20 protein-coding genes are annotated in these 22,365 nt (G+C 63.6%); 10 read left to right on the top strand and 10 right to left on the bottom strand.

The window, feature by feature from the left end:
* Positions 1–10: 10 nt before the first annotated feature.
* Both PBR20603_RS05875 and pgeF read left to right on the top strand, forming a co-directional pair.
* Positions 11–1,171, top strand: a complete 1,161-nt coding sequence (locus PBR20603_RS05875) for an RluA family pseudouridine synthase (RefSeq protein ID WP_174977794.1) — start codon at positions 11–13, stop codon at positions 1,169–1,171.
* Complete coding sequence (pgeF, locus tag PBR20603_RS05870; RefSeq protein ID WP_425495791.1) at positions 1,152–1,973, top strand: peptidoglycan editing factor PgeF; 822 nt, start codon at positions 1,152–1,154, stop codon at positions 1,971–1,973. The genes PBR20603_RS05875 and pgeF overlap by 20 nt, the downstream gene beginning before the upstream one ends.
* Before the next feature lie 31 nt (positions 1,974–2,004).
* On the opposite strand, the gene PBR20603_RS05865 is transcribed toward pgeF, so the two are convergent.
* Positions 2,005–2,241: a hypothetical protein gene (locus PBR20603_RS05865; RefSeq protein WP_150558606.1), complete on the bottom strand. Its 237-nt coding sequence runs from the start codon at positions 2,239–2,241 to the stop codon at positions 2,005–2,007.
* A gap of 194 nt (positions 2,242–2,435) precedes the next feature.
* On the opposite strand from PBR20603_RS05865, the gene phaC reads away from it, so the two are divergent.
* From phaC to phaR, 4 genes are all read left to right on the top strand, one after another.
* Complete coding sequence (gene phaC, locus PBR20603_RS05860) at positions 2,436–4,286, top strand: class I poly(R)-hydroxyalkanoic acid synthase (RefSeq protein ID WP_425495790.1); 1,851 nt, start codon at positions 2,436–2,438, stop codon at positions 4,284–4,286.
* 61 nt (positions 4,287–4,347) lie between these two features.
* Entirely contained in the window at positions 4,348–5,529 is a 1,182-nt protein-coding gene (locus PBR20603_RS05855) for an acetyl-CoA C-acetyltransferase (RefSeq protein WP_150558604.1), read from the top strand.
* A 183-nt stretch (positions 5,530–5,712) separates the two neighbouring features.
* Positions 5,713–6,453 carry a 3-ketoacyl-ACP reductase gene (locus tag PBR20603_RS05850; RefSeq protein ID WP_150558603.1) on the top strand — a complete coding sequence of 247 codons (741 nt, stop codon included), beginning with the start codon at positions 5,713–5,715 and terminating at the stop codon, positions 6,451–6,453.
* A gap of 168 nt (positions 6,454–6,621) precedes the next feature.
* Positions 6,622–7,218, top strand: a complete 597-nt coding sequence (gene phaR, locus PBR20603_RS05845; protein WP_150558602.1) for a polyhydroxyalkanoate synthesis repressor PhaR — start codon at positions 6,622–6,624, stop codon at positions 7,216–7,218.
* Positions 7,219–7,393: 175 nt separating this feature from the next.
* On the opposite strand, the gene PBR20603_RS05840 is transcribed toward phaR, so the two are convergent.
* Together PBR20603_RS05840 and PBR20603_RS05835 are read right to left on the bottom strand one after the other, a co-directional pair.
* Positions 7,394–7,648 carry a hypothetical protein gene (locus PBR20603_RS05840; RefSeq protein WP_150558601.1) on the bottom strand — a complete coding sequence of 85 codons (255 nt, stop codon included), beginning with the start codon at positions 7,646–7,648 and terminating at the stop codon, positions 7,394–7,396.
* Between the two features lie 2 nt (positions 7,649–7,650).
* The gene (locus PBR20603_RS05835) at positions 7,651–8,892 is read right to left on the bottom strand and encodes an alkaline phosphatase family protein (protein WP_150558600.1); all 1,242 of its coding nucleotides are present in this window, start codon (positions 8,890–8,892) and stop codon (positions 7,651–7,653) included.
* A 517-nt stretch (positions 8,893–9,409) separates the two neighbouring features.
* Between PBR20603_RS05835 and rimO the strand changes: the two genes are divergently transcribed.
* From rimO to PBR20603_RS05815, 4 genes are all read left to right on the top strand, one after another.
* Positions 9,410–10,777 (top strand): 30S ribosomal protein S12 methylthiotransferase RimO, encoded by a 1,368-nt coding sequence (rimO, locus tag PBR20603_RS05830; RefSeq protein ID WP_150558599.1) that lies wholly within the window; start codon positions 9,410–9,412, stop codon positions 10,775–10,777.
* The gene (locus tag PBR20603_RS05825; protein ID WP_150558598.1) at positions 10,777–11,712 is read left to right on the top strand and encodes a sugar kinase; all 936 of its coding nucleotides are present in this window, start codon (positions 10,777–10,779) and stop codon (positions 11,710–11,712) included. The genes rimO and PBR20603_RS05825 overlap by 1 nt, the downstream gene beginning before the upstream one ends.
* A 212-nt stretch (positions 11,713–11,924) precedes the next feature.
* Entirely contained in the window at positions 11,925–13,106 is a 1,182-nt protein-coding gene (gene bktB, locus PBR20603_RS05820) for a beta-ketothiolase BktB (protein WP_150558597.1), read from the top strand.
* A gap of 53 nt (positions 13,107–13,159) precedes the next feature.
* Positions 13,160–14,377 carry a cystathionine beta-lyase gene (locus tag PBR20603_RS05815; RefSeq protein WP_150558596.1) on the top strand — a complete coding sequence of 406 codons (1,218 nt, stop codon included), beginning with the start codon at positions 13,160–13,162 and terminating at the stop codon, positions 14,375–14,377.
* A gap of 59 nt (positions 14,378–14,436) precedes the next feature.
* On the opposite strand, the gene serB is transcribed toward PBR20603_RS05815, so the two are convergent.
* From serB to argE, 7 genes are all read right to left on the bottom strand, one after another.
* A complete protein-coding gene (serB, locus tag PBR20603_RS05810) occupies positions 14,437–15,324 on the bottom strand; it encodes a phosphoserine phosphatase SerB (RefSeq protein WP_150558595.1) in 888 nt (295 codons plus the stop codon).
* 123 nt (positions 15,325–15,447) lie between these two features.
* Complete coding sequence (locus PBR20603_RS05805; RefSeq protein WP_150558594.1) at positions 15,448–16,464, bottom strand: GlxA family transcriptional regulator; 1,017 nt, start codon at positions 16,462–16,464, stop codon at positions 15,448–15,450.
* 50 nt (positions 16,465–16,514) lie between these two features.
* Positions 16,515–17,072, bottom strand: a complete 558-nt coding sequence (locus PBR20603_RS05800; protein WP_150558593.1) for a cysteine hydrolase family protein — start codon at positions 17,070–17,072, stop codon at positions 16,515–16,517.
* 157 nt (positions 17,073–17,229) lie between these two features.
* Positions 17,230–18,255 carry an ornithine cyclodeaminase family protein gene (locus tag PBR20603_RS05795; protein WP_150558592.1) on the bottom strand — a complete coding sequence of 342 codons (1,026 nt, stop codon included), beginning with the start codon at positions 18,253–18,255 and terminating at the stop codon, positions 17,230–17,232.
* Positions 18,256–18,354: 99 nt separating this feature from the next.
* Positions 18,355–19,383 (bottom strand): threonine/serine dehydratase family protein, encoded by a 1,029-nt coding sequence (locus tag PBR20603_RS05790; protein ID WP_150558591.1) that lies wholly within the window; start codon positions 19,381–19,383, stop codon positions 18,355–18,357.
* 97 nt (positions 19,384–19,480) lie between these two features.
* A complete protein-coding gene (locus tag PBR20603_RS05785; RefSeq protein WP_150558590.1) occupies positions 19,481–20,767 on the bottom strand; it encodes an MFS transporter in 1,287 nt (428 codons plus the stop codon).
* A 228-nt stretch (positions 20,768–20,995) separates the two neighbouring features.
* Positions 20,996–22,216: an acetylornithine deacetylase gene (gene argE / locus PBR20603_RS05780; protein WP_150558589.1), complete on the bottom strand. Its 1,221-nt coding sequence runs from the start codon at positions 22,214–22,216 to the stop codon at positions 20,996–20,998.
* Between the last annotated feature and the right edge of the window lie 149 nt (positions 22,217–22,365).

Genomic DNA, 22,365 nt, shown 5'->3' with positions numbered 1-22,365 from the left:
TCACTTCTCGATGACCCGTTCAATTCTGCCGGATTATAGCGTAACCGCCTCATTTGCCACGGAAAATGCAGAGGATTCGTCTGACGACGACCTCGATTCGCTTCCGCAGGCTTTCCCGAGTGCTGCCGATGGCCCGCTTTCCAAGGCGTCCTCGCCGCGCTCAGCCTTGTCGGACGGGGCTGGCGCCAGTGCGCCGCTCAGTGCGACCCTTCCCGATGCCCTTGCCGGAGAGCGCCTCGACAAAGCGCTCGCACAATGTTTTCCTGAATATTCCCGTAGTCGTTTGCAGGCGTGGGTCGAAGACGGCCGTGTCACCCTCGATGGCGAAACGGCCAAAGTCCGTCAGAAAGTGGCGGGCGGTGAGGCGGTCCTCATCACACCGGCAGCGCTACCCGAGCAACTTGCGTTCGCGCCGGAGCCGGTGCCGCTCGACGCCATTTATGAGGACGCGACGCTTGCCGTCTTCAACAAACCTGCGGGTCTGGTCGTTCACCCGGCTGCGGGCAACTGGTCTGGGACATTGCTCAACGGCCTGCTGCATCGCTACGGACAAGCGGCTGCCGATTTGCCGCGAGCGGGCATCGTCCATCGACTGGACAAGGAGACGTCGGGCCTCATGGTCGTGGCGCGTACGCTGATTGCGCAGACCGATCTGGTGCGCCAGTTGCAGGCACGCACAGTCAAGCGTCACTACGCTGCACTGGTGTGGGGACGCCCGCCGCAACGCACCGTCGTGGATGCGCCCATCGGTCGTGACCCGCGCGAGCGCACGCGCATGGCGGTCGTGCCGGGGCAAGGCGGCAAACCGGCGCGCACTCGTGTTGTGACGCTCGCCAGTGCAGAATGGGGCGGTTCCCCTGTGTCTCTCGTGCTTTGTTCGCTGGATACCGGGCGAACGCATCAGATTCGCGTCCATCTCTCGCATCTCGGTCATTCGTTGCTGGGGGATCCGCTATACAAACCCCGTCACAAACGTCCTGCGTTGCCGGGAGACTTCGCGCGTCAGGCGCTGCACGCCTGGCGATTGGGGTTGATCCATCCCGAAGACGGTCGTTCCATGCACTGGCAAGCGCCACTGCCCGAAGACATGCGTGAGCTCATGACCGCGCTCGGCCTCGTATTCGATTTCTCAACGCTTCCCGACTCGCTCGATGACTTCTTCCCTGCCTGAGCAAGACCTGATGCCCGCGGACTGGATCGTCCCCGACTGGCCCGCCCCTGCAAATGTTCGCGCCGTATTCACGACGCGCGCGGGCGGCGTGAGTCAAGGGCCGCAAGCCACGTTCAATCTCGGTGCCAAGGCAGACGACGATCCTGTCGCAGTCCGCACCAATCGTGCGTTGCTCGCGGCGCGCACGGGCGTGCCTTCGGCGTGGGTGGCGCAGGTTCACGGTCCCCGCGTAGTCGATGCGCAAGACGCGCACCAGGCGGCGGATGCTGGTGAGCCTTTACAGGCCGACGCCAGCGTCACGAATGCGGTGGCGCTGGCAAGCACGGTCATGGTGGCGGACTGCCTGCCGGTCTTACTATGCGACTCGCAAGGGCGCGCGGTGGGGGCTGCACATGCCGGCTGGCGCGGACTCTGTGCGGGGGTGATCGAGCAGACCGTGCAGGCGCTGCGCGCGCGTTTGCCGCAAGGCGGCGCCGACGCACCGGTCATGGCATGGCTTGGCCCTTGCATTGGCCCGCAAGCGTTCGAAGTCGGTCCGGAAGTGCGCGAGGCGTTTCTCGCTGCGGCAACGCCGGAAGAGCGAGACGCGACGAAAGCCGCATTTGTCCCGCATGGGGATCCGGACGCTGGAAAGTCGTTGGCGGATTTGTGTGCGCTCGCCAGATTGCGACTTTCCCGGGAAGGGGTGACAAGCGTCTCGGGGGGGCTGTGGTGTACGGTCAGCGACGCGGCGCGTTTCTATTCCTACCGGCGCGATCGCACGACGGGGCGCATGGCAGCGCTTGTCTGGCGCACCGCGTGACGCTGCTCATGCCGTCTTGAGTTTCTCTCACTCAAGGCGACTGCGTGGGCGGCGCCGGTTCTCGATCTGGTGATGATGAAGTTTGTGCCGCTGCGTCATCGGGTCGCATCGTGCGGGCGCGTCGTAGGCGGCTTCCCGCGATGTACAGCCAGAGCAACGCCGGGGCCAGACCGCCCGCGAGAAAGATGACGATCCCCAGCCAGACGGACGGCGCCGTGATGGCGACCATCGCGATGACATAGAGCCAGCCGAGAATGACGATAAACATCGGGACAAACGCGCATTCAAAAAAAGGTGGGGCGACGGGACAATGCACTCAGGACGTTCGCCGCAAGCATTGACACACCTGCGCGCGCACGCAAGAATGCTTCACAGGCGGGGCGCATCGCGCATCAAGCGAAGCACGCCGCCGCGTTTCGGGCGCCGGCCCGTGAACGCAACGGACGTGACACTCAGGCTATCATGAATCGCGCCAGTGCCAACTTCGATCCGGCCTCGTTTGCCGCCTCGTTTGCCCAGCAGTTTCCCTCCGCTTCGCTCTCCGCTCAGGACATGTCGCAGTGGTTCAAAGCCGCCCAGCAAATGTTCGGGGCTTTGCCGGGAGCTGCCGGCCCGTCATTTTCTGCTGCCAATGGGGCAGCGAGTGCCGCGAATCCTTTCGCGGGACTTTTCGAGCTTTTCGGCAAGGCAGGCAGCCTGCCGCAACCGACGCCGCTGCACGTCGATCCGACGCGTCTGAATGCACTTCAGACGGAGTACGCGCGTGAATTTTCCGAACTTGTCGCCAGCTTCAATCAGCCCGGTCTGGACACGGCGCCTGCCTTGGGCGACCGGCGTTTCGCGGGGGAGGGCTGGCGTAATCCGTTTTACGCGTTGCCTGCGGCGTTGTATTTGCTCAATGGGCGTTTCCTGATGCGCATGGCCGATCTGGTCGATGCCGATGCCAAGACGCGCGAACGGATTCGTTTTGCGGTCGAGCAATGGGTCGCGGCCAGTTCGCCGGCCAACTTCATTGCAACCAATCCGGACGCACAGCACCGGCTGGTGCAAACGCATGGCGACAGCCTGCTTGCCGGCATGCAGCACATGCTCGTCGATATGGGCAAGGGCAAGGTGTCGCAGACCGACGAGGCGGCATTCGAAGTCGGTCGCAACGTGGCGACGACCGAAGGCGCCGTGGTCTTCGAGAACGACCTGATCCAGCTCATTCAGTACAAGCCGCTCACGCCGACGGTGCATCAGCGTCCGCTGCTGGTCGTGCCGCCGTGCATCAACAAGTACTACATCCTTGATCTGCAACCCGAGAACTCGCTGATTCGCTATGCCGTGGAGCAGGGGCATACGGTGTTCGTCGTGTCGTGGCGCAATCCCGACGCGTCGCTCGCCCACAAGACGTGGGACGACTACGTGGGTGAAGGTCCGATCGCCGCGATCGACGTGGTTCGCGACATCAGCGGACAGCCGCAGATCAACGCGCTCGGGTTCTGCGTCGGCGGGACGTTGCTCGCTGCCGCGCTCGCCGTGTTGGTGGCGAAGGGGCAAAAGGGCAGTAAGTCGCCGGTCGCCAGCGTGACATTGCTGACCACGCTGCTGGATTTTTCCGATACTGGTGTGCTCGACGTCTTCGTTGACGAGCCGCACGTGAAGTACCGCGAGCAGACGATCGGCGGGGGACTGGGTCAGCCGCCGGGCCTCATGCGTGGCGTGGAGTTGGCGAACACGTTCTCGTTCCTGCGGCCAAACGATCTGGTCTGGAATTATGTGGTCGACAGCTACCTGAAGGGCAATGCGCCCCAGCCGTTCGACCTGCTGTACTGGAACGGCGACGGCACCAATCTGCCGGGTCCGATGTTCTGCTGGTATCTGCGTCATCTTTATTTGCAGAACGAACTGAAGCAGCCGGGAGTGGTGCAGACGTGTGGCGTACCTGTGGACCTGGGGGCCATCGATGCGCCGGCCTACGTGTTCGGGTCTCGCGAAGACCATATCGTGCCGTGGACCTCGGCATTCCGGTCGCTGGCGCTGTTGGGCGGTGAACGCCGCTTCGTGCTGGGCGCGTCCGGCCACATTGCAGGCGTGGTCAATCCGCCGGCGAAGAAGAAGCGCAGCTACTGGCGCAACGACGATGTCGGTGTCGAGTCGAGCGACTGGCTCGCAGGCGCGACAGAGCACCCGGGTAGCTGGTGGAGCGACTGGAGCGAGTGGCTGGCGGGCCACGCGGGAAAACGCGTCAAACCGCCAAAAGCGTATGGTAATGTTGCTTATGCACCCATCGAACCAGCGCCCGGCCGCTATGTGAAGGCCAAGGCCTGAGCGAGCGGTATTGCAAGGGCATCCCCCCTGGTTCGACTCATTTGAAAACGAGGAAAGAGACATGACGGATATCGTGATTGTGTCGGCTGCGCGCACCGCAGTCGGTAAATTTGGGGGCTCGATTGCCAAGGTGGCAGCGCCGGATCTGGGGGCTATCGTGATCGATGAAGTCCTCAAGCGCGCGAAGCTCAAGGGCGAGGACATCAGCGAAGTCATCATGGGGCAGGTGTTGACGGCAGGTTCGGGTCAGAACGTGGCGCGTCAGGCATCGATCAAGGCGGGGTTGCCTGCCATGGTGCCGGCCATGACCATCAACAAGGTGTGTGGCTCGGGCCTGAAAGCGGTGATGCTTGCCGCGAACGCGATCACCGCAGGCGATGCCGACATCGTCGTGGCCGGTGGTCAGGAGAACATGAGCGCCTCGCCGCACGTGCTGCCGGGATCGCGCGATGGCTTCCGCATGGGCGATGCCAAGCTGATCGACACGATGATCGTCGATGGCCTGTGGGACGTGTACAACCAGTACCACATGGGCATCACGGCCGAGAACGTCGCCAAGGAATACGGCATCACCCGCGAAATGCAGGATGCGTTTGCCGCTGCATCGCAGAACAAGGCGGAAGCCGCGCAGAAGGCCGGGCGTTTCGACGCTGAAATCGTGCCGGTCACGATTCCGCAGCGCAAGGGCGACCCGGTTGTCTTCAAGACCGACGAATTTGTGCGTCACGGCGTGACGGCCGAATCGCTCGCGGGTCTGAAGCCTGCGTTTGCGAAGGACGGTACGGTGACGGCGGCCAATGCCTCGGGCATCAACGATGGCGCTGCTGCCGTGGTGGTCATGTCGGCCAAGCGCGCGGAACAACTGGGCCTCACGCCGCTTGCTCGCATCGTGGCGTATGCGAACGCGGGCGTTGATCCGTCGGTGATGGGTATCGGCCCGGTGCCGGCGTCGCAGCGTTGTCTGGCGCGGGCAGGCTGGAAGGCGAGCGATCTGGATCTGATGGAAATCAACGAAGCGTTTGCGGCGCAGGCGCTGGCGGTGAACAAGCAGATGGGCTGGGACACCTCGAAGATCAACGTGAACGGTGGCGCGATTGCCATCGGTCACCCGATCGGGGCGTCCGGCTGCCGTATTCTGGTGACGCTGCTGCATGAAATGGCACGTCGCGATGCCCGTCGCGGTCTGGCCTCGCTGTGCATCGGCGGTGGCATGGGCGTGGCGCTGGCGGTCGAGCGCGTCTGACGCGTATCCGGGCTGCGGTCGAAAAAGAATCGAATCGGCATCGCCCGTGCGTGCAACGCGCACGGGTTCGTGCCGGGGTAGTCAGGAGACGAAAGGCACGCGCGGGAACGCGCGGCCTGCGCGTCGGTCAATTGGCAGTCGCAACAGGCGGCAGACTTGCCGTTATTTAGGGGGAAGCGTTCCATGACTCAACGCATTGCATATGTGACAGGCGGGATGGGCGGTATTGGTACGTCCATTTGCCAGCGGCTGTACAAAGATGGCTTCAGGGTCGTGGCCGGATGCGGTCCGAATTCGCCGCGCCGGGTGAAGTGGCTGGAAGATCAAAAGGCGCTGGGGTTCGATTTCGTCGCATCCGAAGGTAACGTTGGCGACTGGGAGTCGACCAAGGCCGCGTTCGACAAGGTGAAAGCCGAAGTCGGCGAGGTCGACGTGCTGGTCAACAACGCGGGCATTACGCGCGATATCGTCTTCCGCAAGATGACGCGTGAAGATTGGGATGCCGTCATCGATACCAATCTGACGAGCCTGTTCAACGTTACCAAGCAAGTGATCGAGGGCATGTGCGAGCGCGGCTGGGGCCGCATCATCAACATTTCGTCGGTCAACGGGCAAAAGGGGCAGTTCGGTCAGACGAACTACTCGACGGCCAAGGCCGGTATTCATGGCTTCACGATGGCGCTGGCGCAGGAAGTGGCGACCAAGGGCGTGACGGTCAATACTGTGTCGCCGGGTTATATCGGCACGGACATGGTGCGCTCGATTCGTCAGGACGTGCTCGACAAGATCATTGCGACGATTCCGGTCAAGCGTCTGGGTGAGCCGGGCGAGATCGGTTCCATCGTGGCGTGGCTGGCGTCGGAAGACTCCGGCTTCTCGACGGGCGCGGACTTCTCGCTCAACGGTGGCCTGCACATGGGCTAAGCGGTAATGGGGCGGGCGCTGGTGCGGGCCGAAGTGCAAGACGCGTTGGTCGCCCCGTTGCGGGTTAGGGCTTTGCCGCATAGCAGCAAACGTCCTAGAATCGATAATATGTGACTAACCCCGACCGTCGGTCGGGGAAGTCCTTCATAAAAGCAGGAAACCCACCGCATGACCGCGAGCAAGAAGACTGACGAACGCCTGATCAAAAAGTATCCGAACCGGCGTCTGTACGATACCCAAACCAGTACGTACATCACCCTTGCCGATGTGAAGCAATTGGTGCTCGAGACCGAGGAGTTCAAGGTTGTCGACGCCAAGACGGGCGAGGACCTGACCCGCAGCATTCTGCTGCAGATCATTCTGGAAGAAGAGACCGGTGGCGTGCCGATGTTCTCGAGCGCCATGCTTTCCCAGATCATCCGCTTCTACGGCCATGCGCTGCAGGGGATGATGGGTACGTATCTCGAGAAGAATATCCAGACTTTCATCGAAATTCAGAACAAGCTGGCCGATCAGTCGAAGGGCATCTACGAAGGTGCGGCCTTCAACCCGGACGTCTGGGCGCAATTCATGAACATGCAGGCGCCGATGATGCAGGGCATGATGACCAACTACATCGAGCAGTCGAAGAACCTGTTCGTGCAGATGCAGGAGCAGATGCAGAGCCAGGCGAAGAACATGTTCAGCACGTTCCCATTCCCGGGGACGCCGGGCACGCCGGGCGCCCCCGGAGCGCCGGGTAAGGACCCGAACAAGAAGCCCTGAACGTGTTGCCAACGTTGCGATGTGGCACGGGGCGCTCATCGCAACGATAGTTGGAACGTACTGCGGGCGAACAAAGTGAAAAAAGGCGGTTCGTCGCTCGCGGCAATGCACCCGGTCATCGCAACGCCTTACGCTGTCTCACGTTAGACAGCGGGTGCGTCGAACTGCTCAGCCGTCACGCATGGTGCAACTCGCCACTGCGCCGCGCCCGCCGGTGTCTGTCGCGCTCCGCCAGCAGCAGTGGCATCAGTTCCTCGATGTATTTCCTGGCGTGACCGCGCGTGGCCACCTGTTGGAAGCGCTGATGTGCCTTATCGTGCCCAACTAGCGTGACATGGGCTTTTCTCAGCACATATAGGTAGGCCATCAAACTGGTGCCGTCGCGCAAAGGTTCGTTGTCGCGCGGATACGGGGAAGGGGCTTGGGTCATGTTCAGATCCTTTGAGGGCAGTCCGCGCGGCAGGTCGTTGTGATCAGCGATAGCAGATCCTTGGCGTTCCGGTCGCGGTCGGTCAGCGGCGAGAGGCCGAACAGACGCTCGACGGTCGCGAGTACCGAGGTGTGGTCGTACACCGTATGGTCCACCTGGCCTTGCGCCACCCAGGGCGACACCACGATCGCGGGGACGCGCACGCCGTAAACATCGAATAGGAATCCATTCTTGTTCAGGGCCGGGGCCGCGCCGTCGTTCGGCGGGGGCGCGGCCCCGGGTGTGGCTGAGTCGTAAAAGCCCCCGTGCTCGTCATACAGGATCACTAGCAGGCTGTTCTCCCACAGCGGCGAGTTGCGAATCGCGTTGTAGACGCGGGCCGCGAGCTGGTCGCCGCCGGCCAGACCGTCCATCGGATGCTGCGAGCTTCCGTTCTCGTACGTACCAAGCACGATATCACCATAGTTCGGCTCGATGAATGTATAGCAGGCGGTATAGCCTGTCGCGAGATCGGCCTCGAAGTGCGATAAGTCGTCGACATCGAAGAAGCTAATGCCCTTGATGGAAGAGACTTGCGGCACGCGCCCCAACGGTGAGCCCGAGTCATCCTGGTAGAGACGGTACGTGTCGTGGGCTAGCGCGTCGAAGATCGAACCTTTCGGGTAGACGAAGCCGTGCAAGGCCTCCCATTCCCTCATTTCGGCAGAGGTCGGCGAATGGTCGAGGCCTCCCGAGGACGCGCCATGCAAGAAGAACCGGTTTGGCCAAGTTGGGCCGGGCATGGACGAGCGCCAGCCGTCACACAGCATGAACTGCGTCGCCAACTTGTACAGCGCTGGCGATTGGCTGGCGGTGTTGATACCCAGCATAATTTTGCCCACGTCGGCAGTCAGGGGCGGATTGCCTTCGGTCCGGGTCGTCGCGTAGTTCGAAGCGAAGCCAGCGTTATTGACCGGCGGGTAGGCTTGTCCGTACGGGAACTGGACGCCCGCGCCGCAAAGCTGTTCGACCACATCCGTGAACTCATGTCCGGGATCGGTGGGCATCTGGCCGGGCGCGTCTGCGCCGAAGGGATAGTCAGTGCCGCCGTAGGCGTTGGCATTGGCGGGCGTGGCCGCGACGATGCCGGGTATGCCCGACAGTCCAAACAGGTGATCGAACGATCGATTCTCCAGCATCAGCACGAACATATGCTGGATGGGCGTACGGACCGGCGCGGATGCGGTCGGCGCGTTTGCATTCATGAATGCCTCCTCCTGTCGTTTGTCGGCCCTCGACTAAGGATTGCAGCTCATCAAAGCGCATATTTGCATAGAGCACGGTGTGGATCGCGGGCCTTGGCGAGCGCACCCTCAGGCTGTTGCACGCAGGCCTTCAAAATCCCCGTCTCACATACCGTTCGTAGTCCGTTGAGTTCATTTTTATAAAAGCATACGGCGAACGCTATTTCAAGAAGCGAAGGGGGCGGCGGGCGCACGATTCACCTGGAAGACGATCGCCCGGCACAGCGGGGGCGAAACGCCTGCGACTGCCCACGCGGCGCACATCGCGACGATAGTTGAAACGCACAGCGGGCGAACAAGGTAAAATACGCGGTTCTTCGCCGCAGGCCAGGTCTTGCGGCGGTTTCGGCGGCAAGCGGATTCTGCGCTTTCGGGCATTGCGGTGGCATTGCCGGTCATGCAGACGGAATGGCTGAAGCCTTTCCGGTGCTTCGCCGCTCGATCGTCACACGTATTTACTAGATCAGGATTTCGCCCCATGTCCCGCCCATCGCCCGCCGGCACCCCCAAGGTCGGCTTCGTTTCGCTCGGCTGCCCCAAGGCTTTGGTCGACTCCGAGCAGATCCTGACCCAACTGCGCGCCGAAGGTTACGCCATCTCCGGTACCTATGACGGTGCCGACCTCGTCGTGGTCAACACTTGCGGCTTCATCGACGACGCCGTGCAGGAAAGCCTCGACGCCATCGGCGAGGCGCTGGCTGAGAACGGCAAGGTGATCGTCACCGGTTGCCTGGGCGCCAAGAAGGACGCCGCCGGTCAGGACATCGTGAGCGCCGTCCACCCGAAGGTGTTGGCCGTCACCGGCCCTCACGCGGTGGGCGAGGTGATGAGTGCGGTGCATTTGCACTTGCCCAAGCCGCATGACCCGTTTTCTGATCTCGTACCGCCGGCTGGCATCAAGCTCACGCCGCGTCACTACGCCTATCTGAAAATCTCCGAAGGCTGCAATCATCGCTGCACGTTCTGCATCATTCCGTCGATGCGCGGCGATCTTGATTCGCGCCCGGTTGCCGAGGTCATGCTCGAGGCCGAAAACCTCTTCAAGGCGGGCGTGAAGGAGTTGCTGGTGATCTCGCAGGACACCAGCGCGTACGGCGTCGATGTGAAGTACCGCACCGGTTTCTGGGCGGGCCGTCCGCTCAAGACCCGCATGACCGAACTGGTCACGGCGCTGGGCGAACTGGCCAAGCAGTACGGCGCGTGGGTGCGTTTGCACTACGTGTATCCGTATCCGCACGTCGATGAGATCATTCCCCTGATGGCGCAAGGTCACATCCTTCCGTATCTCGACGTGCCGCTGCAACACGCCCATCCCGACGTGCTCAAGCGCATGAAGCGTCCGGCCTCGGGTGAGAAAAATCTCGAGCGCATTCAGGCGTGGCGCAAGTTGTGCCCGGATCTGACGATTCGCAGCACGTTCATCGCGGGTTTCCCGGGCGAGACCGAAGCCGAATTCGAGTACCTGCTGGACTTCCTGCGCGAGGCCGAACTGGACCGCGTGGGTTGCTTTGCCTATTCACCGGTCGAAGGTGCGAAGGCCAACGAATTGCCCGGTGCATTGCCCGACGAAGTGCGTGAAGCGCGCCGTGCGCGATTCATGGAAGTGGCTGAAGAAATCTCGGCTGAGCGCCAGCAGCGCAAGGTCGGCACCACGATTCAGGTCATCGTCGACGAGATCAATCAGGATGGCGGCATTGCCCGCTCGGCGGCCGACGCCCCGGAGATCGACGGCCTCGTGTATATCGAACCCACGCCGAAGGCGGTCAAGCGCCTGAAGGTCGGCGAGTTCGTGAGTGTGACGGTGACGGGCGCCGATGGTCACGACCTGTGGGGTGAGGTCGTCTGATGACGCAAGCGCATTCACCTAATCCGCAGGTGCTCGCCATGGGGGAAGCCATGGTCGAGTTCAACCAGTCGCCCGACGATGCCCGTCAGTACTTGCAGGGCTTCGGCGGCGATACGTCCAACTTCGTCATCGCGGCACGTCGTCAGGGCGTGAGCACCGGGTTCGTGAGCGCGGTTGGCGATGACCTTTTCGGCCGGATGCTGCTCGACCTGTGGCGTGAGGAGGCGGTCGACACACGTTACGTTCGTGTCGACGCGCAGGCGCCGACCGGCGTCTATTTCGTGTCGCACGACGAGAACGGGCACCATTTCGATTATCTGCGCGCGGGTTCCGCTGCGAGCCGCTATCGGGCGCAGGACCTGCCGCGCGAGGCGCTGGCGGGGGCGTCGTTCCTGCACCTGTCCGGGATCAGTCTGGCAATCAGTGCGAACGCCTGCGACGCCGCCTTCGATGCCATGTCGAAGATCCGCGCGGCGGGCGGCAAGGTGTCGTTCGATACCAATCTGCGTCTGAAGCTGTGGCCGTTGGCGCGTGCCCGCGCCACGATGCGCGAAGCGTTCCGCCTGACCGATGTGTGCTTGCCGAGCTGGGACGATGTGACGGCTGTCACCGGGCTGGAAGATCGCGACGCCATTCTCGACGAACTTCTCTCCCACGGGGTGAAGGTCGTCGCGCTCAAGCTGGGCCGCGAGGGTTGCTACGTTGCCACGCCACAGGAGCGGCGCATCGTCGCACCGTACCCGGTGCAGGCGATTGACGCCACCGGGGCGGGCGACTGTTTCGGCGGGGCGTTCGTGGCCCGTCTGGCACTGGGTGACGATCCGTTCGCGGCGGCGCGCTACGCGAACGTATGCGCCGCGTTGTCGACGACCGGATACGGTGCAGTGGCTCCCGTGCCGCGCGCAGCGCAGGTGCTCCGGCAATTGGCGGGCTGAACCCCCTGATTCCCGTCCACGCATGACATCACGGGGCACATCGTGGCCCCGCTTTCCCCTCGCAGTCTTGGCAAGCTACGGCAGACGGCACCCGACCGTGCCGTCGCCCGTGCCACGCCTCTCATCGAAGTTTCCCTCCACCGAGCTTGCCATCGCAGTCACCCCTGCGGCGCTATACTCGTTGCAAACCGATATCCACCTGGAGAAGAGACATGCAACGAGAAGTCGTAATCGTCAGCGGTGTGCGCACCGCCATTGGTGATTTTGGCGGCAGCCTGAAGGATTTCGCGCCGACGCAGCTTGGCGCTATCGTCGCCCGCGAGGCCATGGCCCGCGCGAGCGTCGGCGGTGAAGACGTCGGGCAGGTCGTGTTCGGCAACGTCATCCACACGGAACCGAAGGACATGTACCTGGCGCGCGTGGCGTCCATCGAGGCAGGGGTCAGCCAGCATGCCCCTGCGATGACCGTGAACCGCTTGTGCGGATCGGGTTTGCAGGCGGTGGTTTCCGCTGCGCAGTCGATTCTGCTGGGCGACACCGATGTGGCGATGGCGGGCGGTGCCGAGAGCATGAGCCGCGCGCCCTACGTGATGCCGGGCGCCCGCTGGGGCACGCGTATGGGCGAGTCGCGTCTGGTCGACATGATGCTCGGTGCGTTGCACGACCCGTTTGCCAACATCCACATGGGCGTGACGGCGGAGAACATTGCGAAGAAGTGGGGCATCACACGCGAAGATCAGGACCGTCTGGCGGTCGAGTCGCACCGGCGGGCGGCGCACGCGATGGCGGCGGGCTACTTCAACGACCAGATCGTACCCATCACGATCAAGTCGAAGAAGGGCGATGTCGCGTTCACGACCGACGAGCACGTGCGCGCGGGCCTGAGCATGGAAGACATGGCGAAGCTGCGCCCCGTGTTCGAGAAGGACGGCACGGTGACCGCTGGCAATGCTTCCGGTCTGAACGATGCTGCTGCGGCGCTTATCCTGATGGAGCGTGCAGAAGCCGAGCGTCGCGGTGCCAAGCCGCTGGCACGGCTGGTGAGCTATGCGCATGCCGGTGTCGATCCGAACTACATGGGGATCGGCCCGGTGCCGGCGTCGCGCAAGGCGCTGGAGCGTGCCGGTCTCAAGGTCGAGGACATCGATGTGGTGGAAGCCAACGAAGCGTTCGCGGCACAGGCATGTGCCGTCACACGGGATCTCGGCTTCGATCCGGCCAAGGTGAATCCGAACGGTTCCGGCATTTCGCTGGGGCATCCGATCGGTGCTACCGGTGCGCTCATCACCGTCAAGGCGCTGCATGAGTTACAGCGTATCGGCGGCCGCTACGCGCTGGTCACCATGTGTATTGGCGGCGGGCAGGGCATTGCAGCCGTGTTCGAGCGCGTGTAAGTTACTCCCCGGGGGCCGGCGGTGTTGCCGGCCCGAGTATTTCCGGAGCCGTGATGACGCAAGACAACCGCAAGCCCCTCGATACGCCGGAAGCCAACGGCTGGCACTGGCAGACCAATATTCTGCACACCGACACGCAATTGCCTGCGGGTTTTGCCGCCATGCCGGTGCCTGTCGCTCGCGCGTCGACGGTGATCTTCCCCGATCTGGCCGCCATGCGTTCGCTCGACTGGAAGAACGACAGTCAGTGGCGCTACGGTCTGCATGCGACGCCGACGTCGATGGAGCTGATGCGACGCCTGGCGGCGCTCGAAGGCGGTAAGCATTGTCTGCTGTTCCCCTCGGGTCTCGCGGCCATTTCCAATGTGTACTTCGGTCTCGTCAAGAGCGGCGACGATGTCCTCATTCCTGACAATGCCTACGGCCCGAACCGCGAGCACGGCGATTGGCTCGCCGAATCGTTCGGCATCACGGTGCGCTACTACGATCCGATGATCGGCGATGGCATTGGGGCCCTGATTCAGCCCAGCACGAAGCTGATCTGGCTCGAAGCACCAGGCTCGGTGACGATGGAAGTGCCGGACGTGCCGGCCATCGCACGCGTCGCGCGCGAGCGCGGTGTGCTCACTGCCATCGACAACACTTACTCGGCCGGCCTCGCGTTCCGCCCGTTCGATCACGGCGTGGACATCTCGGTGCAGGCGCTGACCAAATACCAGTCGGGCGGCAGCGATGTGCTGATGGGCGCCGTCGTGACCGTCGACGACAACGTGCATCATCGTCTGAAGCAGGCGCGCATGCGCATGGGGGTAGGGGTGTCGGCCGACGATTGCAGCCTGTTGCTGCGCAGCCTGCCGAACATGCAACTACGCTTCGAAGCCCATGATCGCGCTGCGATGACACTGGCCACGTGGCTGGGCACGCGTCACGAAATTGCGGCGGTGCTGCATCCCGCGTTCGAAGATTGCCCGGGCTATCAGCATTTCCGTCGCGACTTCACGGGCGCGGGGGGGCTGTTCTCCGTAGTGTTCGACGAGCGCTACTCGCAGGCGCAGATCGATGCGTTCATCGAAGCGCTGCGCTTGTTCAAGATCGGTTTCAGTTGGGGTGGCGCGCACAGCCTTGTCGTGCCGTACCGTGTGCCGTCAATGCGCACGTCAACGCCGTGGCCACACAAGGGTGCGCTCGTGCGTTTCTACGTCGGTCTTGAAGACGTACGCGATTTGCAAGCGGATATCGACGCAAGCCTGAAGGCGCATCTCGGCGCGTGATCGTGTGATCCAGAGCGAGGGACGGCAAGCGGACTCCGCAGGCCGTGCCCGCCTGGCGTTCAGTCCTTGCGAAAGAGCGAGAGCAGTGCGTCCAGCCCAGCGTAGTTGAAGGCGACAGAGGCCTTTTCGCGCACCACGGGTTTGGCGCGGAACGCGACGGACAATCCGGCAATCGCCATCATCTGCAGGTCGTTCGAGCCATCGCCCATGACGATCGCCTGATCGGGACGGGCGCCAAACTGCGCAGCCACTTCGGCCACGGTGCGCGCCTTGACTTCGGCGTTGACGATTTCTCCGAGCACACGGCCAGTGAGCTTGCCGTCGACGATCTCCAGCGTGTTCGCGCGGGCGACATCCAGATTCAGACGCGTCTTCAGACGCTCCGTGAAGAACGTGAAGCCACCGGACACCAGCAGCGTACGAATGCCGAGCGACTGCACGCCGCGCAGCATGGTCTGCGCACCGGGCGAGAGTTGCAGGCGCTCCTCGAACACCTTCTCCAACGCACTGGCGTCGAGCCCCTTGAGCAACGCCACGCGTCGCGTGAGGCTCTCGTTGAAGTCCTTGATCTCGCCACGCATGGCGGCCTCGGTGATGGCCGAGACTTCCGCCTTCAATCCACAGTAATCGGCAATTTCGTCGATGCACTCGATGGTGATGAGTGTCGAGTCCATGTCCATGGCCACCAGCTTGAAATCCGTGAGACGGCGCCGGTTGTCCACGAGCACCGCATCGACCTCGTGCTGCTGGGCAAACGTGCTCATCGCTGCACGCAGCGCCGGGCTGTCGGTGACATCGGCAATGCGCGCCGCGCCTGGCGTGAACGTGACGCTTGCGCCGGGCACGAGTGTGCCGATGGCGCCTTGCAAGTGCGAAGGAAGTGCCGTAGCGGAGGCTGCGGGCGTGGAGGACGAAGCGCTGCCCAGAATGACGAGGTCGTTGGCCATCTTGAAGTCGAAAGTCGTGCGTTTTACGTGCGACCAACATTCTACCGGGTTGCGGCAGGCGCGCGCCGGTTTCCCGGACAGGGGCGAGGTTTCGAGCGTTGATCTGCCGCCAGAGGGGGCGCTTCAGCCGTCGTGTGCCACGCGGCGGGCGCGGCTTGGCGGAAGCGCCTCGAACTTGTGCCAGACCCGCCGGAGATGACGGCTCGAGCCGAAGCCGGTACGTTCTGCAATGCGCTCCAGATCGAGGCGGCTGTTCCCGAGCATCTCGCGTGCGAGCGCGATGCGCAGACGATGCAGATAGTCGATGGGGGCGACGCCCGCGTGTTCGCGAAAGAGCCGCGTCACATGCCGCTCGCTAGCACAGGCGATTGCCGCCATGGTGGCGAGTGTCCAGTCTTGGGCGGGATCGGCGGCGATGGCATCCTGTACCCGATGCAACGCCGGGTGCAGGTGATTGCGGCCTTCGAGCCAGGGAGACAATTGCGGGTCGGCCCCCGCACGCCGGGCGTAGACGACCATCTGACGCGCCACTGCGGCGGCGCACAGCGGCCCGGCCGCGTCGGCGATGAGCGTGAGCATCAGGTCCAGCCCGGTGGTGACCCCTGCGCTCGTCCACACATTACCGTCATGCACGTAGAGCCGGTTGTCGGCCACGCGTGCGCTAGGGGCCAAGGCGCGCAGCGCATCACAACTCCCATGATGTGTGGTGCAAGCGCGCGAGTCGAGCAGTCCTGCGCGAGCGGCCAGCAGCGCGCCTGTGCAGATGCACGCGAGTTGGTGTGTGGGGCGTACTACGTGCCGAAGCCACGCGACGGCGCGTGCTTCGGCATCTTCCGCAGGCGCGTCCCGCAAGTCCGGCGCCGTGCGATCGGCGACTTCTTGCACCGGCAGCGGCTTCTCGACCGTCCCGCTGACGAGCAGCCAGGCGTCGTCCGGGACATCGTCGGGCAACACGTCGAGCGGCGAGAGTTGCAGGCCGATCGACGTGGCCACCGAGGGCTGCGTGCCGACGTAACGCAGCACGAAGCGCACGTCGTCCTGCTGATGATTGGCGATGCGCAAGGCTTCGGCCGGCGCTGCCACATCGAGCAACAGCGTATTCGGCATGACCAGCAGATAGACGGGTTGAAGTCGTGGCATCGCAGCAGGCATTCAGGACAAATTCGGACAGCGCCGGGTCGATTGCGACATTACACCGCCGCGAGCGCTTCCTCAACCGTCACGATACGGGCGAAACGGTCGACGAGCACGGTTTCCGTGCGCTCCTTGAGTTCGGCCACCGACAGCTCGCGCCCGGTGCGCGGGTGCTGCATCGGGAACGTGAGGGTGGCTTCCGTGACGAAATCGACTTCGTAACCGGCGTCGGACGCCGCGCGGGTTGTCGTCTCGCAGCACTGCTCGGTGCGGATGCCGGACACGATCAGGCGCGTAATGCCGTGCTCGACAAGCCATGCGCCAAGTGTGGAGCCGGCCAGCGCGCTGTGCTTCACCTTGTCCACCGTAAATGCCGGGTCGATGCGCAATTCTTCGAGCGTACGCACAAAGCCCGAAGCGCGCGAGAACACCCCTGAGTCGATATGGAACACCTGCACGACAGGCACGCCACGCGCCACGGCGCCGTCGACGAGGGCTTGCTGACGGTTGAAGTACGTGGCGAGATCGTCTTCGCGCCAGTACGGGCGCTGACGGAACGATTCCTGAGCGTCGATGACGAGCAGGGCGGTGCGGGACGTTTGGTTTTGCGACATGAGCGACTCCGTAAGGTCGGGTAACGATGAGGTGATCTTACGGGGTGCCCGGGTGCCACGACAGACCGTCGGTGGACCGGAATCGGACGGATCCGGACATCGCGTCGGCTCGCTTCCCGATCCCATCGAATGTCCGGGCCATCGGGCTGTCGGGCGTTCAGATCGCGACGCGAGTGCCAATGCCGGCGGCTTGTGCCCGCTGATATAACGCCGCGGCGAGCGCGACATCCTGCGCCCCCATGCCGAGCGACTTGAACAGGGTGACGGCTTCGGCGTCGGAACGCCCGGCGTGCGTGCGGATGACCAATTGACCGAGTTCTGCGAGCAGATCCTCCGGCCCGATGCGGCCTTCGGCAGCCGCCGCGAGATAGTCGCCGGACTCGTTGATCGTCGATTCGCGGCGGTCGACGAACAATTGCGCCCGCGCCATCAATGTCGTATCGGCTTCGCGGTGACGTGGCGTGCTGCTGCCCACCAGATTGACGTGTGTGCCCGGCGCGATCCAGCCGGCTTGCAGCACCGGGTCCGTGGCATTGGTCACCGTCACCACGATATCGGCGTCGCGCACCGCCGATTCGACGCTCTCGACGGCTTCGAGGCGAAAACCGTAGTTCGGCTGTTCCTTGTCGACGAAAGCCTGTGCCGTGGCGAGCGATCGGCTTGCCACAGACACGTGATGCAGCGGGCGTGCTGCCGCAAGCGCTGCGAGATGCCAGTGCGCCTGATGGCCTGCGCCGATCAGGGCGAGGCGGGTGGCATCGTGGCGGGCGAGCAGACGCGTCGCCAGTCCGGTCACGGCGGCGGTGCGAATGCCGGTGATCTGCGCGGCGTTCATGACGGCGAGGAGTTCGCCCGTCTCACCGCTCATCAACAGGACGCAACCCTGGTGCGGGTCTTTGCCGTGCGCGCTGTTGCCCGGAAAGAAGGTGCCGACCTTCGCGCCGTAGACCGGCGTGCCGGACGCCGCGCTGCCGAGGAACGCGGGCATCATGCCGAGCATGCCTTGCGCGCCGAGCGCTTCGGGCGGGCGGACGATCTGGCGCAACGGCAGGTGAATCTGCTCACGGGCGAGCGCGCCGAACATATCGGACATGACGGGGATCGCGTCGGCCACGGGCATGAGGGCTGCGATTTGCGTGGCGTCGAGCAGCAGGACGGGCGGCGTTGGGACGGTGGCGGACATGCGAGATCCTTGTGAGCGTGCGGGCGGAGGCACGGATACCAAGCGAAGACGCGACCATCAGGTCGCGTCCGGGACTTCGTCGGAGGTGCGCGATGGCGCTCAGCCGTTGGCTTCCGCCGCAAGTGCGGCTTCGATATGACGATTGAATGTTGCCGTGTCGGTATTGGTGCCGCACAGCAGCACGCCTACGCGCTTGCCCATGAGCTTGTCTCGCAGCGGTCCCATCAGCGCGGCGGTCGCCGCCGCGCAGGCCGGTTCCACCGCCAGCTTCAACTGACGGAACAGCGTGAGCATGCCCGCGCGCATCTGGTCGTCCGTCACCGTGACCAACTCGTCGATATGACGGCGGCAAAGCGTGTAACTGTACAACTCGGTGTGCGGCGCCATCAGGCTGTCGGCAATGCCGCTCATCGGCCCCATCTTGACCGGGGCGCCTGTGGCGAAGCTCTGCGCCATCGCATCGGCACCGGCAGGCTCAACGCCATACACCTTGACGTGCGGTGCGAACAGTTTGAACGCCGTGGCCACACCGGCAATCAGACCGCCACCGCCGATCGGCACGATCACGGCGTCGAGGTCGGGGGCTTGCTGCGCCCACTCATAGCCGAGCGTGGCCGTGCCGAGGACCGTGCGGTAGCCGTTGAACGGATGAACAAAGTAACGGCCTTCCTCCTTCTCCACACGCTTGACCACTTCGAACGCTTCATGGACGTTCTCTGCGAGTACCAGATCCGCGCCATATTCGCGGCACAGCGAGGAACGTGCGGGGCTGGCGGTCTTGAGCATCACCGTCTTGGCGCCGATGCCCGTGGCTTGCGCCGCGTAGGCGACGGCCACGGCATGGTTGCCGGCGGATACGCACGTCACGCCTGCCTTGCGCTGCGCTTCTTCGAGCGAGAGCAGGTTCGAGAACGCGCCGCGTGCTTTGAACGTGCCCGCAGCCTGCAACAGCTCGTATTTGAACGTCACCTGGGTATTGCCGAGCGTCGGAAAGTCTCCACGGGTGAACACCGGCGTCGTTCGCACATACGGAAGCAACGTCTTGTGCAGGGCGGCGATGGCGTCTTTCGTCGGAACGGGTTGCCCGTCGATGGTCTCGGCGTGCAGGGCAGGGGTCGGTTGCGTCACTTGGACTTTGTCTCCGTAGTCGTGAAATGCCGGGAAGGGCGCACACCGGTGAGCGGGTGTGCGCCGCGGCGCTGTGGCCGCTTGGCGTTCGCCGGGCTCAGCGCAGGCCGAGCTTGCGGGTGCGCAGCAGCGCGGTAATGCTGATGACGGCGGCGAAAATCAGATAGAAGCTCGGCGCGAGCTTGTTGCCCGTCGCACCAATCAGCCAGGTGATGATAAACGGTGCGAAGCCGCCGAACACGGTCGCTGCAATGTTATAGCCGAGCGAGAGACCCGTGGTGCGCACCTGCGTCGGGAACAATTCGGTCAGCAGTGCGGGCAGGGCGCCAAAGTACGTCGTCATCAGCAGGCCGAGCACGATCTGGAACACCATCAGCGAGCTGAACGTCGGGTTCGCGTCAAGGAAACGGAACATCGGATAGACCAGCACCAGCAATGCCACGGCAGCGGCGAGCATCGGCTTGATCCGGCCATGCGTATCCGACCAGTGGCCCACGATGGGGGCGACGATCAGTTGCACAATACCCGTGAGCAGCACGGCCGAGAACGCGGCCGAGGACGGCAGTCCCAGTTGCTTGACGGCGTACGTCGGCATGTAGAGCACCAGATAGGTCGCCACGGTGGCCATCACGACCACGCCGATGGCGAGCAGCAGGCGTTCCTTCTGGCTCGCAAACGTGTCGCGCAGCGGGCTTTGCGTGGGCTCGATGTCGAGAAATTCGGGCGTCTCGTCCAGACGGCGGCGAATGTAGTACGCCACCGGGCCGATCAGCAGGCCGAAGAAGAACGGGACACGCCAGCCCCACGACGCCATCGCTTCCGGCGACAGATTGCCGGTTAGCAGTGCGCCGAAGCCTGCGGCGAGCAGTGTGGTGAGACCTTGCGAGGCGACTTGCCAGCTCGAGAAGAAGCCGCGACGTTGCGGTGCGTGTTCCGCGAGGAACGCCGTGGCGCTGCCGAATTCGCCGCCAGCCGAAAAGCCCTGCACCATGCGCGCGATGACGATACCCACCGGTGCCAGCACGCCGATGGCGGCATACGTCGGCATGAGCGCGATGAGCAGCGTGCCGACCATCATCAGCAGAATCGACAGGGTGAGCGCGGCTTTGCGGCCGGCGCGGTCGGCGTAGGCGCCGATCACGATGGCGCCGAGCGGACGCATGAAAAACGACACGCCGAACGTGCCGAGCGTGAGCAGTAGCGATACCGTGTCGTTGCCGGTCGGGAAGAACAGTTTCGCGATGGTCACGGCGAAGAAGCCGTAGACCACGAGATCGAACCACTCAAGGGCGTTGCCGATGGATGCCGATACGATCACACGCCAGGCGTGCGGGGTGGTGCGGGCGGACGCGGCCGTCGCGTTGGGGGCTGTGCTTGCGCTCATGGGCGAGATCTCCAATACCTGTCTGGCGTATGTGCTTTGTTATCTTGCGGAGGGATGTCCTGTGCGCCCTTCCGATAGGCGTCTGTGACTGCGCGCAACCTGTTGCGTTAAGACCTTGGCCGATGCCGCATCGGCAGCGCCAAGGCAACGGGCCGCACCCCGCCAAGGGAATACGGCCCGGTAAGACGAAAGTCGATGCGCTTTGCCTGAATCGCTTCAGGCGACAGCTCAGGCGTCGACGGTGTTGCTGCGAATCAGCTTGTGCAGGAACGACTCGCACTGTGCGATCTGTTCGAGCGACACGAACTCGTTGGGCTTGTGCGCTTGCTCGATGTTGCCCGGGCCGCACACGATCGACGGCACGCCCGCCAGTTGGAACTGACCGGCTTCGGTGCCATAGGCAACCTTGCGCTTGTCGGTGTCTTTGGTCAGGGCGCGCACGAGTTGCGTGATGGCGTCCTGCTCCGAGGCGTCCAGCGCCGGCGCCGCCGCAATCTTCTTGAATTCGATACCGGCGTTCGGATGCTCCTTCTGCATCTTCGGCACCAGTTCGTCCAGCGCGTATTGCTGAATGCGCTGGAAGATGCCTTCGGCGTCCACGCCCGGCAGGTTGCGATATTCGAAGACGAACTCGCACAGTGCCGGAATCGTGTTCAGGGCGATGCCGCCCGAGATCGTGCCGGTCTGCGCCGTGGTAAACGGCACGTCGAACAGCTCGTCGAACGGACCGTTCTGTTTGAAGTGATCGGCCAGATCGCGGATGTAGCAGATCAGACGCGCAGCGTATTCAATGGCGTTCGAGCCCTTCGGCGTGAGCGACGAGTGTGCCGCGTGACCGCGCACGCAGCACTGGTAGGCGTTAATGCCCTTGTGCGCGACGATCACGCGCATGCTCGTCGGCTCGCCGACGATGCAGCCGTCCGGACGAATGCCGCGCTCGCGCAATTCCGCCAGCATGACCGGCGCGCCCACGCAACCGATTTCCTCGTCGTAGGAGAACGCGAAATGGAACGGCGTTTTGAGCTTGGCGTCGCGCATTTCCGGCAACATCGTCATGACCGAGCCGATGAAGCCCTTCATGTCGCACGTTCCGCGGCCGTACAGGTTGCCGTCGCGCACCACGGGCTTGAACGGATCGGTATCCCACGGCTGGCCGTCAACCGGCACGACGTCGGTGTGGCCCGAGAGCACGATACCGCCCTGGGTGTTGCCATCGGCGGCGGGCAGCGTCACAAACAGATTGGCTTTGCGTTTGGTGGCGTCATACGAGAGCCACGGCTCGACGCCCGACTGTTTGAGGCTGTCGCGCACCGTCTCGATCAGGCCGAGGTTCGATTCACGGCTGGTGGTGTCGATGCTGACCAGCTTCGTGATCCAGTCGAGCGATGCTGGCTGGGGGGCCTCGCTGGCAGCTTGCGGCGCGATGGCTTGAGGGGAAGCGCTTGTCATTCGAATCTCCGGGAATCTTCCAGTCATACGTACCGGGAAATGGTACTCAAAAATAATTTAGAGGTAAAAGGTTGTGTGGACAACCATTCCTGCCTCGCGAGAATTTGTGCGCCGGGCTGGGGTTTGCCCGGACGCGCTCATATGACGAA

The organism is Pandoraea bronchicola (assembly GCF_902459805.1).
GTDB lineage: Bacteria > Pseudomonadota > Gammaproteobacteria > Burkholderiales > Burkholderiaceae > Pandoraea > Pandoraea bronchicola.
This window is presented reverse-complemented; position numbering and strand designations above follow the sequence as displayed.

Coding starts and splice junctions, on each gene's coding strand:
- PBR20603_RS05875 (WP_174977794.1), top strand. CDS start 11: ATGACCCGTTCAATTCTGCCGGATTATAGCGTAACCGCCTCATTTGCC.
- pgeF (WP_425495791.1), top strand. CDS start 1,152: ATGACTTCTTCCCTGCCTGAGCAAGACCTGATGCCCGCGGACTGGATC.
- PBR20603_RS05865 (WP_150558606.1), bottom strand. CDS start 2,241: ATGTTTATCGTCATTCTCGGCTGGCTCTATGTCATCGCGATGGTCGCC.
- phaC (WP_425495790.1), top strand. CDS start 2,436: ATGAATCGCGCCAGTGCCAACTTCGATCCGGCCTCGTTTGCCGCCTCG.
- PBR20603_RS05855 (WP_150558604.1), top strand. CDS start 4,348: ATGACGGATATCGTGATTGTGTCGGCTGCGCGCACCGCAGTCGGTAAA.
- PBR20603_RS05850 (WP_150558603.1), top strand. CDS start 5,713: ATGACTCAACGCATTGCATATGTGACAGGCGGGATGGGCGGTATTGGT.
- phaR (WP_150558602.1), top strand. CDS start 6,622: ATGACCGCGAGCAAGAAGACTGACGAACGCCTGATCAAAAAGTATCCG.
- PBR20603_RS05840 (WP_150558601.1), bottom strand. CDS start 7,648: ATGACCCAAGCCCCTTCCCCGTATCCGCGCGACAACGAACCTTTGCGC.
- PBR20603_RS05835 (WP_150558600.1), bottom strand. CDS start 8,892: ATGAATGCAAACGCGCCGACCGCATCCGCGCCGGTCCGTACGCCCATC.
- rimO (WP_150558599.1), top strand. CDS start 9,410: ATGTCCCGCCCATCGCCCGCCGGCACCCCCAAGGTCGGCTTCGTTTCG.
- PBR20603_RS05825 (WP_150558598.1), top strand. CDS start 10,777: ATGACGCAAGCGCATTCACCTAATCCGCAGGTGCTCGCCATGGGGGAA.
- bktB (WP_150558597.1), top strand. CDS start 11,925: ATGCAACGAGAAGTCGTAATCGTCAGCGGTGTGCGCACCGCCATTGGT.
- PBR20603_RS05815 (WP_150558596.1), top strand. CDS start 13,160: ATGACGCAAGACAACCGCAAGCCCCTCGATACGCCGGAAGCCAACGGC.
- serB (WP_150558595.1), bottom strand. CDS start 15,324: ATGGCCAACGACCTCGTCATTCTGGGCAGCGCTTCGTCCTCCACGCCC.
- PBR20603_RS05805 (WP_150558594.1), bottom strand. CDS start 16,464: ATGCCACGACTTCAACCCGTCTATCTGCTGGTCATGCCGAATACGCTG.
- PBR20603_RS05800 (WP_150558593.1), bottom strand. CDS start 17,072: ATGTCGCAAAACCAAACGTCCCGCACCGCCCTGCTCGTCATCGACGCT.
- PBR20603_RS05795 (WP_150558592.1), bottom strand. CDS start 18,255: ATGTCCGCCACCGTCCCAACGCCGCCCGTCCTGCTGCTCGACGCCACG.
- PBR20603_RS05785 (WP_150558590.1), bottom strand. CDS start 20,767: ATGAGCGCAAGCACAGCCCCCAACGCGACGGCCGCGTCCGCCCGCACC.
- argE (WP_150558589.1), bottom strand. CDS start 22,216: ATGACAAGCGCTTCCCCTCAAGCCATCGCGCCGCAAGCTGCCAGCGAG.